The organism is Paenibacillus humicola, assembly GCF_028826105.1.
In the GTDB taxonomy this organism is placed as follows: Bacteria; Bacillota; Bacilli; order Paenibacillales; family Paenibacillaceae; genus Paenibacillus_Z; species Paenibacillus_Z humicola.
In genome coordinates this window covers 816,224-830,000 of the sequence record NZ_JAQGPL010000001.1, presented here as the reverse complement: position 1 = coordinate 830,000, position 13,777 = coordinate 816,224, and the positions used below count along the sequence as shown (strand labels likewise).

Here is a 13,777-nt window from a genome sequence, read left to right as displayed (position 1 = left end):
AAATAGGCATGGTGATGCGTTTTTGCGGCCGGGTAGTGCATCAGCTTCTCCTCGACTTTGGCTGCGCAAAACGAGACGATTGCCTTGATCTCCGGGTCTGCGATGCTGTCCATCGCCTGTTTGATGGCGTAAATCAGGTCGACCGGCCGGATAGGCGCGGAACGGATAAAATCCGTAACGCTGACACCGTCTTCCGGCGTTGACTTGCGGATGCGCATGATTCGGATCTGCAGCCTTTCGCGGTACAGCTGCACGACTCCATGCACCTTGACCAGTCCCATCGGGAAAAAGGTCTCTTTATCGGCCGCCGAAACGTCCCAATATTTTGCCGGAAGCTGCCCGCTGGAATCGCACAAAACAATATCGAAATAGTCCTTGGGCGGCGTTGCGTTCGTTTGTTTGACGTCCAATTCCTTCAGTAAATAAAAGCCGACGAACTCGTCCTTCTCGCGCAGCTGGTTGATAAGCGTCATCTGTTCGTGTTCCTCCTCTGACTCGATAGGAACATTATACAATGAAAGCAGGATCCGGTAGAGAAGGCGATCGCCGAAAAATGAAAAACCGGAACCTGAGGCCCATGATGCCCGTTAAAACGAACCGCTCCCGCTTCAACGTGGCTCTCCCTGCTGCTGCAGCATGTCGACAAATTTGAGGTCCGCAGGCGCAAATGCGTACTCGCGCAGCTCGCTGCGCTCCGCCCACCGGTAATCGTCATGATCGGAGAGCGTCACCGTTCCGCCGAGATATCGGGCTGTATAAGCAATTAGCCGGATATGCGCATCGACGTACCGGTGCTCGTTTTCGGCAAAATAGGCAACCGGGTCGATGCGGATATTCATCTCCTCCAGCAGTTCTCTGCGGAGACAATCCGCGGCGGTTTCGCCAAGTTCGATTTTGCCGCCGGGAAACTCCCACAGCCCCTCCTGCGCCTTCCCCCGCTTCCGCCGCGCAATAAGCAGCCGCCCCCGCTCGTTTGCAATAATAGCCGCCGCCACTTCGATCATGGTCCGTCCCTTTCTGTTCATAAAATGAATCCGTATGGCTATATTATAGCGGGGCGGCTCGAAATTCGCTTCCCCGTCTGAACCAAAACAAATCCCCGGCCCTGCAGGCAGGACCGGGGTCTCGTGGAATTTAGGCCAAAACAGCCCCTTTTATACCATCACTTTGCAAATGTCGTTCGTGAAGGCGACCGGGTCGCCAATCGGCAGACCCTCGATCAGGAGCGCCTGATGATACAGCAGGTTGGTGTACAAATTCAGCTTTTCTTCATCGTTGCCGAGCGCATCCTTAAGCGATTGGAACACCTGGTGGTTGACGTTGATCTCCAATATTTTATCCGCTTTAATGTCCTGGTTGTTCGGCATCGCGTTCAGGATTTTCTCCATCTCGATCGTAACCTCGCCCTCCGTGGACAGGCAGACCGGATGGGATTTCAGCCGTTTGGACGCTTTGACCTGCTTGACTTTGCCGCCCAGGATCGTCTGCATCCGCTCGAAAAGCTCCTTGTTTCCGCTCTCTTCCTCATCGGCGTTTTTCTCGTCCGCATCCGGCTCGATGCCGAGGTCGCCGCTTGAAACCGACTTGAACGTTTTGTCCTTGTAGGTCGTGATCATCTTGATCGCGAATTCGTCGATATCGTCGGTAAAATAAAGGATTTCATAGCCTTTGTCGGCGACCAGCTCGGTTTGCGGCAGCTTCTCGATGCGCTCGATCGACTCACCGGCGGCGTAATAGATGTACTTCTGATCCTCCGGCATTCTGGAAACGTATTCGTCCAGCGTGACCGGCTTTTTCTCCTTGGAGGAGTAAAATAGGAGCAGGTCCTGCAGCGTGTCCTTATTGGCGCCGTAATCGCTGTACACCCCGAATTTCAGCTGGCGGCCGAACGATTCGTAAAATTTCTCGTAGCTCTCCCGTTCGTCTTTCAACATGCTTTGGAGCTGGCTCTTGATGCGGTTTTTGATGTTTTTGGCGATCAGCGTCAGCTGCCGGTCGTGCTGCAGCATTTCTCTGGAAATATTAAGCGACAGATCCTCGGAATCGACCATCCCTTTGACGAAGCTGAAATAGTCGGGGAGCAGGTCCGCGCATTTGTTCATGATCAGAACACCGTTCGAATACAGTTCAAGCCCTTTCTCGTACTCTTTCGTGTAGTAATCGAACGGGGTATTTTCCGGGATGAACAGGATCGCATTATAAACGACGGCCCCGTCCGCGCTGATATGGATGTGCTTCAACGGCTTGTCGAAGCCGTACCGTTTCTCGTTATAAAAGTTTTCATAATCCTCGGGCTTCAGCTCGTTTTTGTTTTTGCGCCAAATCGGGACCATGCTGTTGACGGTTTCCTCTTCGACGTAGTCCTCGAATTCGTTGTCCGCGCCTTCTTTCGGCCGGCTCCGCGTCATGTCCATCTTGATCGGGTAGCGGATAAAGTCGGAGTACTTCTTGATGATCGACCGCAGCCGGTACTCCTCCAAAAATTCGTCGTAGCTGTCTTCCTCGGTGTTCGGCTTGATTTTCAGCGTAATCTCCGTCCCGACCGTGTCCTTCGCGCACGGCTCGATCGAGTAACCGTCGGCGCCTTCGGACTCCCATTTGTACGCTTCGCCGCTGCCGAGCGCTCTCGTGACGACCGTAACGACATCGGCAACCATAAACGCGGCGTAAAAGCCGACCCCGAACTGGCCGATAATGTTGTGGCCTTCCTTCGCTTCGTTCTCCTGCTTGAAGGCAAGGGAGCCGCTCTTCGCGATAATGCCAAGATTGTTCTCGAGCTCGTCTCGCGTCATGCCGATGCCCGTATCGGAAATCGTCAGCGTCCGGCCCGCTTTGTCCGCCGTTACTCGAATGTAGTAATCTTCTTTGTTGAATACAAGCCCGTCGTCGGTCAGCGCTTTATAGTAGATTTTGTCAATGGCGTCGCTGGCATTCGAAATCAGCTCCCGGAGGAAAATTTCCTTCTGCGTGTAAATGGAGTTGATCATCATCTCCAGCAAACGCTTCGATTCGGCCTTAAATTCCTGCTTAACGGTCATCAGGCTGGATCCCCTTTCCAACAAATCGGTTTAGCACTCAGCTCGTCTGAGTGCTAATTCTACTTTTAAATATACCGATCCGTATTTTTCGTGTCAACCGGAAGCCGTCTCTTTTTATAGGCTGAGCAACACCGGTCAATAAGCCGTTCCAGGGAGCAAGCAAAAGCCGAATCGGGACGTAAAAAAATCGCCCGCCGCCTGTCATTTTCAGACAGACGGAAGGCGAATCGGATAAGCTGCAAGCCAATGCGCCGGTTAGCTGTAATCGGGTCCTCTAAAAACCGAGTAGCTGCGGGTCCGGCGGGTTACTCCGCGGGGCCGCCGGTCAGCTTCGCCAGTCCCCAGAGACCGCGGTCGACGTTATCCTTGTTCGTGCCGTTCCAGATCCACTGGCGGAGCCGGTTCACGCCGTCTTCGCTGTCGTCGAACCCGAAATCGAACAAGAACTGTTCACCGTCCGCCGGCGATATATGAATCGCGCTCCACGGAATCGCGGCGTCCAGGACGTATCCCTGCCCGTCTTGGGCCGGCTGCACGTTCATCGTGACCGCAGGCTGATGGCCGGTATTGAACCACATCCAGTAGTTCGCATCGTTCACAATGGCCGAGCTCATGATAATCTGGCGGTCGCTGAACTGCAGACTGCCGGCCAGCTCGAGATCGTCCGGTCCCGTGAAAAGTTCGATCCCGTCGCCTTTCCACAGATTGCTGTTCTGGTAGCTGTTCATCATTGGCGTCGGCTCCGTCACGGAAGCGGTCAGGTAAAGATTGTTCTCATCCCAGGCAAAATGGAAGCTGCTTGAGATCCCTTCGCCGCCGGTGCCCGATACGAGGCTGCCGGCGTCCAGAACCGCGGCACCGGTATCGCAGGAATAACCGTTCAATACGCCGTCGATCGGAATCGGAACCGGCGTATACGGAATTTCGATCTGCAGATTTTTTCCCGTGCCGCCGCCCGTATCATCGCCAAAATCGTGACGGAACGGCTGCTTCTTGCCGAGCACCACGTCGTAAATGCCCCGGTTCGTCTTCATCACGGCATCCAGAAACGTTTTGTACGGACGATCCGCCACGTTGACGAGCCCCGTATTGTAGTGCTCGCCGCCGATGTCTTGGAAGTAGCGGCCGCCCGCCGCCTGATCGACATAATCGAACCAATGCGCGCCGACGACGAAACCGAGCGCAGCCGCGCCTTCCACGTAATTGCGGTACCGCCAGCCGCGATCCTGCTCGCTTGCGTTCGGTCCCAGCACGATCGGGGCGAGGCCCTGTTCGGCGGTGCCGTAGCTCCATTCGGACAGCAGGATCGGCCGGTGCCCGGACTTCTCGTAGACGTCCTTCAGCATCGCGACGTCGAGGTTCGGGGAGTAATGGTTAATGCTGATGACGTCCATATATTTGCCGGCCTCTTCCGCCAAAATGCCGCGGATTTTCGTGCTTTGCATCGGCAGCGTCAGCCACCGGTCGCCCAGCAGCAGATGGTTCGGGTCGTATTTCTCGAACAGCTGCTTGACCGTCTTGTAATACGTGTCCAGATAAAGATGGAAAAATTGATCGACGTCGTCCGACGCCTGCTGCGTGTCGATATACAGCGGAGTTTCGTTCAAATCGGTGAAGCCGGCGAACGACGTGCCCCAGCTGCTGTTGAACGCGGCGATATCGCCGTATTTTTCCTGCAGCATCTGAACCAGCCGCTGCTTCAGCCCCGATGTGGCGGCCTTCAGCCTCGGCACGGTCGCGATGAATTTCTCGTAGGCATATTCATTGTCCACGAAATAACCGATCAGATTCGGATCGTCCTTAAGCGCCGGCAGCGATTTCGCAAAAGCGTCGTCGATCGCCTGCACCGCGCCGTCAGCGAAAATGTCGAACACTTTGACTTCCGACGGCTTGGCCATTCCGTTCAGGGGCAGTACGAGCGTGTACGGCAAGCCGCTCGCCTTGGCCTGCGGAGTCGGGCTCCATGCGCCGATGCTGTTGAAGCCCCATTTCTTCATCCGGCCCGCCGCTTCCGCGAAAAAGTCGTTGAACGTCGGCATCGTGCCGGCCTTGCGGTATTTGTTCGCCATATAGTAGGAGAAATTATCCTTCGAGCCGATAAAGGCGCCGTTATATTCGCTGTTGTAGTCCGGCACCCATTCGAATATTTTTTGGCGGTCGATGGAGCCGGTCACTTTCGTATACGTCTCGTTGTTCGTGACCCCGTTCACGCCCAGGCTGAAGAACAGGTCGCCCTGCGGCGTAACGAGCTGCGGCTTGCCTTTCACCTGCTGCACGCTGAAAAAGCCCGTTGCCTTCAGCTTCAGCTTCATGCGGCTGTCCGTCAAACCGCCTATCGGATCAAAAGCCGCGGGCGGCTTCAGTTTTCCGTAATAAGCCTGATCGGCTGCGATATCGTCCCGAAGCTGCTGATCGCTTGTCACCTTGGCAGGAAAGCTCGCGTTTATGACTTGACCGTACCGGTCAATCTGCATATCCCCTTGCGAAAAATACGTGTAGCTGCGGATCGGGCTGGGCTGCAGCCCGTCCAGCTGCGCGTAGGCGTCAAGTCTCGTAAAACCGGTCAAAGCAAGCGGCTGCGTGTACGTCTGAAAGGAAGGGCTGCCGTTGATCCGGTAATACACGGCCGCGCCGACCGTCGGCGTCTGCAGCGACACCGCAAGCGGCTCGGTACCGATGACCCCCGTCTCCGGGCTCGCCTGCACCGATACGGTGCTTTGATTGATGACGACCTTGGCCAGCTGCGGCGTCCACGATTTCTCGCTGCCGGCGAACTCGATTTTCAAATAATGCGTCCCGGCCGGCAGCTGCAGCCCTTCGTAAACGTAAAGCTGCCAGTTGCTTACGGGATCCCCCGACGTATAGACGTTCGCCGTCACTTCGGTATAAGCCGCGCCGTCGGTGGACGCGTAGATTTTATGCCCCACGATCGCCACGCCGGCATAAAAGTAGCTGTATGCCGCGAACGAAGTCATATCGTAATCGGTTTTATACAGGACATAGCCGGTATTCGTCGTGCTGCGGGCAGCCCTGCCCGCGTCGTCGCCGTAATAGGCCGGATTCCCTTTCTCCGTATACATGTTGCTGCGCTGAAACGTCTTGCTGAAGTCGCTCAAATCGTCGACGAGGCCGCTTGGTATCGTAAGCTCGACGCCAGTTGTCTCTTCTGCCGCGGCCGGTCCGTCCGCAGTCGCCGATGTGAACGGAAGAAGCAAATAAACCGACAAGCCAATCGCTGCAAGCATCATTCCCCATTTGCGAAACATTCAGGATCCCCCCCAGTTCCCAGTTTCACTTATAAATCCCACAGCTTGTCAGAAAAAGCGCTTACATACTCAATTGTATCGAGCGGGAGACCCCGTCGTCTCCCGGCTTCGCACTCTCATTGCGCACCGCATGCAGCTTCCGTACACGGCCCGGATTGCCGAAGCGGCATCCCGGATGATGTCCGCTTGGCCTGGATTACCAAGACGGCATCATCCCCGGATGATGTCCGCTCGCTCGGATTGCCGATACGACATCATCCCCGGATGATGTCCGCTTGGCCTGGATTACCAAGACGGCATCATCCCGGATGATGTCCGTTAGGACCCGGATTGCCGAAGCGGCATCATCCCGTGCCCCTTTCACCCGCGCACGTTACTTGCCGGTCTGCTGCTTCATCATATCGATGATATCCTTCGCCAGAAACGCGTTTTTGCTGTCGTTTTTCCACCAGTTAGCGAACCAGTCCTCGACCTTCCCGCCTTCGCCTTTGTCCCAGGTTGCTTTGGCGTCCTGAAGCGCCTGCTGCGGCGTGTAATCTTTGCCGCCCAATACCGCTTTCACCCAAAGATCGTTGACCGGCTTCGTCAGATTTGCCGAAATCGTATCGATCTCCTTCGGAATTTGCGGCATATGCTCCGGATGGGTAATTTCGACATACGGCTTATTCGGGTCGGTATAGATGTCCATCGCTTTCTTGAACATCTCCAGACCTTCCTTCTCAATCGGATTGTCCGGATTGAATTTGTTTCCGATTTTGCCGCATTTCGCGTCCAAAATGCTCGAGCTCAGCATCTGCAGGTCGACGTTGTAGCTGACCTCCGTTTTCGTCTTGTCGGTATCGATCACCTGCGGGCAGCCGCTCGGCCCCATCTTCCAGTGCTCGTTCTCGATACCGTACTTGAGGGTCTTCATCGTTTCGGGCCGGACGAGGAAGTCGACGTATTTCATGACCGCTTCCGGGTCCTTCACGTGCGCATTGACGACGGCCGTCGCCTGCACCGGGTTCGTATACGCGGGATTAAACTGCCCGGCGGGGCTCTGCGGATAAGGGATCGGCGTCACGACTGCGTCCGGCACATTTTTCTTAAGCGATGCCAGCTCGTTAATCGTAAAGCTGTACCAATCCAGCTGGATCGGATAGATGCCGATTTTGCCGTTGATGAAATCCTGCTTCGCTTTCACGCCGTTCTTGTCGTTCAAGTAGTCCTTGTCGACAATGCCTTCGTCGAACAGCCGCTTTTTGAATTCGGCGGCCGCTTTGAAATTGTCCCATTCCCGGACCACACTGCCGTCCTTGACGACCCAGTTCGTCGCCTGGAACACCTGATCGATGACGATGCCCGACTGGAGGCTCAGCGCCATGCCGTACGTGTCCTTCTTCCCGTTGCCGTCCGGGTCCTGATCCGTGAACGCTTTCGCGACCTTGTACATGTCCTCCGTCGTCTCCGGTACCTGCAGGTGCAGCTTCTTCAGCCAGTCCTCGCGGATCAGGATGGCATGAATCGGAACGACCTCGTTCAGGCGGGCAAACTCGTACAGCTTGCCGTCGGATTTCATGCCGACCTTTTTCAGAATCGGGTATTGGGTAAGCAGATTTTTATAGTCCGTGCTGTACTTGTCGATCATCTCGTCAATCGGCATCAGCTGCTTCTGATCGTACAGCGGGTTTTTAATATATTGATCGTATTCGAAAATAAGGTCCGGCGCGCTTGCCGACGCGAACAGCACGTTCAGCTTCTGCCGCGATTCGTACCGCGGAACGGCGACGAATTTGACGTCCACCGGCCCGTTCTTGTTGATCCACTTCGTCCAGCGGTTGTCTTCCGTCGTTCCTTCGGTGGACGGCACGTTCGATCGGTCGTAGACCGTCGAGGAAATTTCCTTGCGTCCGGTATCCGTCCCCCCGGGGCCGTTCTCCGCCCGCTCGCCGGGGCCCGATTCGCCGCCTCCGCCGTTCGAGCATCCCGCGACAGCCGCTGCGGCGACCGTCAGGACAAGCACGATGGAAGCGTAGAGCCACTTCTTGCTTTTCGATTTCATTGCAAACTCCTTTCGGCACGGTCATGACCCGGGCGGCCGGCGCGCGTTTGCGGCGAATCAGCCTTTGACGGATCCGAGCATGACCCCTTTGACAAAATATTTCTGCAGGAACGGATAGATCAGCATCATCGGAACAATCATGACCATGATGCCCGCCGCTTTGATGCCTTCGTTCGTCACACTGGCGATATCGCCCGGCTGGGCCGACATCACCTCGGACAGAATGGAATCGCTTCGGATCATCTGCTGCACGAGCACGGTCAGATTGTATTTTCGAGTCTCATTGATGTAGATCAGCACGTTCATGAACGAATTCCAGAACCCGACGGCGTTAAACAGCGTGATCGTCGCGAGGACCGGCAGCGACAGCGGCAGCACGATCCGAAACAGGTTCATCCATTCGCCGCAGCCGTCGATACGCGCCGCCTCCTCGACCTCGCCCGGAATATTCGCGAAGAACGTGCGCATGACGAGCACATTGTACGTGTTGATGAGCGCCGGCAGCCACAGGACCCAGTAAGAATTGATGAGCCCGAACTGTTTCATGACCAAATAGTGCGGAATGAGCCCACTGCCGAACAGCATCGTGAACACCAGAGCCAGCGTAATCGGGCGCCTGCCGTAAAAATACGGACGCGACAGCGGGTACGCCGTCAAAATCGTCGCCGCCATCGACAGCGCCGTGCCGACGACCGTGATGTGCAGGCTGTTCCCGAAAGCGGGCAATATCCGCGTATTGTCGATCAGCGCCTTGTAGGAATCGATGACCCAGCCGACCGGCAGCACGGACACAAGTCCCGAATCGACCGCGCGGGACTCGCTGAGCGAAACGGCGATAATGTGCAGCAGCGGAAACAGGCAGCTGAGGCCGATCAGCGTCAGGACAGCATAGTTGAGCGCGTAAAACAGCTTGTCGCCGAATACGACTTTCACAGGACCCCGCCTCCTACCATAATTGTTGATCGAACCGGCGCCCGATCCGGTTGGCCATGACGACAAGCACGAACCCGACCGCATTTTCTAACAGCCCCATGGCGGTCGTCAGGCTGAACTGCGCACGCTGAATCCCGAAAAAGTAGTTATAGGTGCTGATCACGCTGGACACATTTGAAACGCTTTCATTCGACAGCATATAAACCGGATCGAAGCCGACGTCCATTACCCGTCCGACCTGCAAAATGAGCAGCAGCGCGATTGTCGGCATGATTCCGGGAATCGACACGTGCCGGATCTGCTGCCATTTGCCCGCCCCGTCGATGCTTGCGGACTCGTACAGGTGGGGATCGATCGAGGTCAGCGCCGCCAAATAGATGATCGCCGAAAACCCCATTTCCTTCCAAATTCCCGAGCCGATGAACACCGCCACCCAGGATAGCGGCTTGTAGAGGAACGGATACGGCTCGCCGAACAGGCTGGAGACCCAGTGGTTGATAATGCCCGACTCCTGTGAAAACATATCGAGCACGATGCCCGATACGATGACCCAGGAGAAGAAATGCGGCAAATAGACGAGCGTTTGGACCGACCGCTTGAACCACATCCGCCGGACCTCGTTCAGCATGACGGCCAGCAGGATCGGAACCGGAAAGCCGATCGCGATGCTCAGCACGCTGAGCATCAGCGTGTTCCAGACGACCCGGACGGTTTGCGCCTGGCTCCACAGCATCCGGAAATTGTCCAGCCCGACCCAAGGGCTTCGCAGAATGCCGTCGTACATGTTGTACTCCTTGAAGGCGATCACGAGTCCGCCCATCGGATAATACTTGAACAGCAAATAAAACAGAATGCCCGGGACGAACATGATATACAGCGGCGCGCAGCGTCTAATCTTTGCTCCGGCTCCCGCCCGCTTCGCTTCCAGAGCCGTCCGCTTCGTCCCGGTCGCATGAACGGCCACGAAATGACTCCCCCCCTTGCCGCAGAATGAACGCGCCGCTTATGTGCGCACCTTTATTTTAAGGGGAGGACGTCCTTGCCGGCCTTGAAGGAATTGACGAAAACCTGTAATTTTTTGCTCGTCTTCGGCCGCCGCGCCGGCGGCGCTCCGGTCACCGCTTCCGCTTGCGGTAATCGCTGGGCGACAGCCGGTAGAGCATGCGGAACACGTTCGTAAAATAGTTCGGATCGTCATAGCCGACCGCGGACGCGATCTCGAACACCTTCATGTCGGTATTCAGCAGCAGCATCGCGGCTTTCGTCATCCGAAGCCGGGTCAAATAGGCGATGTAGTTGTCGCCGGTTTCTTTCTTGAACAGCTTGCTGAAATAAGCGGGACTGACATAGAACCGCTCGGCCATCTCCTTCAGCGGGCACGATTCCATGTAATGCCGTTCCAAATACTCGAGCGTGCGCTTCACGATGCTCCGGCTGCGTCCCTCTCTCCAGTCCTCGTACTCCGCGAGAAAACCGTCCGCCGCCCGCTTCGCCCATTGTGCGGCTTCCTCCGCATTCGCCGTCCGCCGAAGCTCCTCCAGCCGTCTGCCGAACGACGGGTCTTCCGCGCGGGCATCGAACGACTGCACGGCCGTCTTGTCCATGGCCATCGCCAGCGTCAGCGCCTCCATCCTGGCGTCCTCGGGCGAAAGCCCGGATATCCGTGAGGAGGCCAGGTCCAGCATCCGTTTCAAGGACTCGATCCGCCCAAGCGCGATTTCCGAAGCGAGCTGCATTTGCAGCTCCTTCACCTTCGACTGGCGCACGGGCGCATCTTGTCCGGCAGCGCGGCGAAGATCGCCCGCCCCGGCTCGGGGCTCCGAATTTCGGCGGAACCGCTCGCAGGCTGCGGGCAGATCGTCCGGTTCGGACAGTCGGCCGGCCGGGAAGACTTCGATGCGAAGGCCGAGACAGCGGTATACGTTTCGTTCGGCCGACGGCTTGAACGTTTCCGGATACGGGCCTTCCACGAACAGCGCGAACCAGTCGAACTCGAGCGGCACGGACGTCCACCGCGCGCCGCATTCTTCGAGCAGCTCGGCCAAAATATTGAACAGCGCAAACTGCAGCAGGCCGAGATCCCTCTTGCCGTACGGTTTATCCGCGGGGAAAAAGCTGTCCACGCGGATAAACAGCAGCTCCCGGTTCAAATATTGCTCCGACTCCCGGATGGCCGCCGCCGCATCGTGCGGCAGACGCAGCATAAAGGCGCGCAGCAGGCTCTCCCGCCGCTCCCGTTCAGCCTCCAGCAGACGCCGCTTCTCCTGCCGTTTTCCCTGGACGTGCTCGAACGCTTTGCGCAGCACGGCAATCAGCGTCTCCTCGTTGCACGGCTTCAGCAGAAAATCGATCGCCCCGTACCGCAGCGCCGCCTGGGCGTATTTGAAATCCTCGTATCCGGTCAGCATGATGAGGGCGGTATCGAACCGGTGCCGGTTCCGGTGCACATACTCGGCCAGCGCAATTCCGTCCATGCCCGGCATCCGGATATCCGTCAGAACCAGATCCGGCGGATCGCGCTCGATCAGCCGGACCGCTTCCTCGCCGTGCTCCGCTTCACCGGTTACGGTCCAGCCGATGGCGTGCTCCTCGATCATTTTGCGCAAGCCTTTCCGAAAAAACGTCTGGTCCTCGACGATGAGCAGTTTTCCGTTCATACGTCCGTCTCCCTTTCTTCCGCGCCTTGAACGAGCGGCAAAAACAGATGGACGGTCGTCCCTTCCCCCGGCGCGCTCGCGATTTCCAGCCGGTAAGGCGGACCGTACATCAGATCGATGCGGCGCATGACGCTGCGTACGCCGAGCGGCGTGCGGCCTTCGTCCGCGAGCTCGTCCGACATGACCCGGGCAATCTCGGCCGGGCTCATCCCGCAGCCGTTGTCGGAAACCTCCAGCTTCAGAAACGAATGAAGCCGGTACGCGCGAATCAGCAGCTCGTTCGGCGTATCGCGCTGTTCCCGAAAGGCATGCACGAACACGTTCTCGACGATCGGCTGCAGGAACAGCCGCAGCGTCGGGCAGGCGGCCACGTCCTCGTCCATCTCGATGCGGGCGTGAAAGCGGCTGCTTACGAAGGCGTCCTGGATGCGCAAAAAATTGCGGATCTGCTCGATCTCCTCCCGCAGCGTCGTCCGTTTGCGCACCCGCTCGAGCGAATATTTCAGCAGCCCGGACAGCGCGGAGACGAGGCTTGCGGTTTCGCGGTCGTCCTGCAGGTAGAGCTTCCAGTAAAGGCCGTTCAGCGTGTTGTACAGGAAATGCGGGTTCAGCTGCGCCTGCAGCGCCTTCAGCTCCGCTTCCTTTTCACTGATTTGGCGCAAGTACACTTCCTTGATCAGCGAGCTCAGGTTCGCCGCCATCGCGTTGAAGCTGTCCGCGATATACCCGAGCTCGTCGCTCGAGCGCGGCTTGATGCGAATATCGAACTTGCCTTCCCGCATCGTCCGCATCGCGGGTACCAGCTCCCGGAGCGGTCGCAGCAGCCGGTGGCTGAGCAGGAAAATCAGCATTGCGCTGAGCAGGACGCTGATGCCGCCGCTTGCGACGCTGATTTTCAGGATCAGCCGGCTTTTTTCAAGAAAATCGGCCATCGAGATGCGGCTGACGAGCGTAAACTGCGTCTCCGGCGAAACATGCTTCGCGAAGTAGTACGAAGCGCCCCCCGCTTTCTCGATTCCGTCGGTTTTGCGCTCCAGCAGCTTCGCGGCTTCGGCTGGTCCCGTCCGCATGTCGTTCGTATACAGCAGGTTATGGTGCCGGTCGAACAAATAGACGCTTCCCGCATGGTCCCCGCCTGCAATTTCGCGGAACGACCGGGCCAGGAAATACTGGTCGACGACCATGACCATCATGCCGTACATCCCGCCGCCGTCTTCCATGTACCCTTCGTCCAGCTGCTCCGAGTTGCTCTCGATAATAAACTTGCTGCGCATCCACTGGGCGGCGATGACGACGTCGCGGTATCCGCTTTTCTCGATATGGCTCGGCAGCCGCTTGTTCATCCATACCATTTCGCCTTCCGATGCCTGCACCTTCGCGAGAATTTCCTTGAACGTCTCGCCTACGATCGGTTCGACGGATTCCCGCATCAGTCCGTAATAATAGTTCCGACCGCTGAGGTCGAACAGGTAGAGCGACAGCACCTGCGGCGCGTCGAATTTCACTTGGCCAAGCTCGGCGCCGATCTCGCTCTGCATCGAATATCGGTCGACCGGCGGCACGCCGCCCTTTGACAGCTTCGTTACGTTCTTCTCGATTGTCGGGTTGAATACGACGTAGTTTGCGATGCGGGAAAGCTCCCGGATCCGCAGATCGAGCTGCGCCATCGCCTGCTCGCCGGCTTTGACGTACCTGCCGCTGACCTCGTCCTCGAACAGCCGCAGATGCGTCCGGTACGAGAAGACGCCGGCCATGGAAAATGTAAACAGGATGATAGCCGAAATCCCGAGCAGCAGCTTCACTTTAAAACTGGCTTTCCTTGGATTGAACATAACGTTATTC

The 13,777-nt window shown here is 57.2% G+C and carries 9 protein-coding genes (1 of these 9 only partly in view); all 9 read right to left on the bottom strand.

Annotated elements, in window-relative coordinates; genetic code table 11:
• Positions 1–473 carry the 5' end (the start) of a 3'-5' exoribonuclease YhaM family protein gene (locus tag PD282_RS03885; RefSeq protein ID WP_274649070.1) on the bottom strand. The gene continues 484 nt to the left of window position 1, outside the view, so the window shows 473 of its 957 coding nt (coding positions 1–473); it begins with the start codon at positions 471–473; its stop codon lies off the left edge, out of view.
• A gap of 135 nt (positions 474–608) precedes the next feature.
• Complete coding sequence (locus tag PD282_RS03880; protein ID WP_338045157.1) at positions 609–1,025, bottom strand: (deoxy)nucleoside triphosphate pyrophosphohydrolase; 417 nt, start codon at positions 1,023–1,025, stop codon at positions 609–611.
• A 129-nt stretch (positions 1,026–1,154) separates the two neighbouring features.
• Positions 1,155–3,038 (bottom strand): molecular chaperone HtpG, encoded by a 1,884-nt coding sequence (gene htpG / locus PD282_RS03875; RefSeq protein WP_274649069.1) that lies wholly within the window; start codon positions 3,036–3,038, stop codon positions 1,155–1,157.
• Between the two features lie 305 nt (positions 3,039–3,343).
• The gene (locus tag PD282_RS03870; RefSeq protein ID WP_274649068.1) at positions 3,344–6,304 is read right to left on the bottom strand and encodes a sugar-binding protein; all 2,961 of its coding nucleotides are present in this window, start codon (positions 6,302–6,304) and stop codon (positions 3,344–3,346) included.
• A gap of 373 nt (positions 6,305–6,677) precedes the next feature.
• Positions 6,678–8,345: an extracellular solute-binding protein gene (locus tag PD282_RS03865; protein ID WP_274649067.1), complete on the bottom strand. Its 1,668-nt coding sequence runs from the start codon at positions 8,343–8,345 to the stop codon at positions 6,678–6,680.
• A gap of 57 nt (positions 8,346–8,402) precedes the next feature.
• Complete coding sequence (locus PD282_RS03860) at positions 8,403–9,278, bottom strand: carbohydrate ABC transporter permease (protein ID WP_274649066.1); 876 nt, start codon at positions 9,276–9,278, stop codon at positions 8,403–8,405.
• 13 nt (positions 9,279–9,291) lie between these two features.
• On the bottom strand, positions 9,292–10,146 hold the full coding sequence (locus tag PD282_RS03855; RefSeq protein ID WP_274655002.1) for an ABC transporter permease: 855 nt from the start codon (positions 10,144–10,146) through the stop codon (positions 9,292–9,294).
• Between the two features lie 247 nt (positions 10,147–10,393).
• Complete coding sequence (locus tag PD282_RS03850; RefSeq protein WP_274649065.1) at positions 10,394–11,935, bottom strand: response regulator transcription factor; 1,542 nt, start codon at positions 11,933–11,935, stop codon at positions 10,394–10,396.
• Entirely contained in the window at positions 11,932–13,767 is a 1,836-nt protein-coding gene (locus tag PD282_RS03845; RefSeq protein WP_274649064.1) for a sensor histidine kinase, read from the bottom strand. Before PD282_RS03845 ends, PD282_RS03850 begins: the two co-directional genes overlap by 4 nt.
• Positions 13,768–13,777 lie beyond the last annotated feature (10 nt).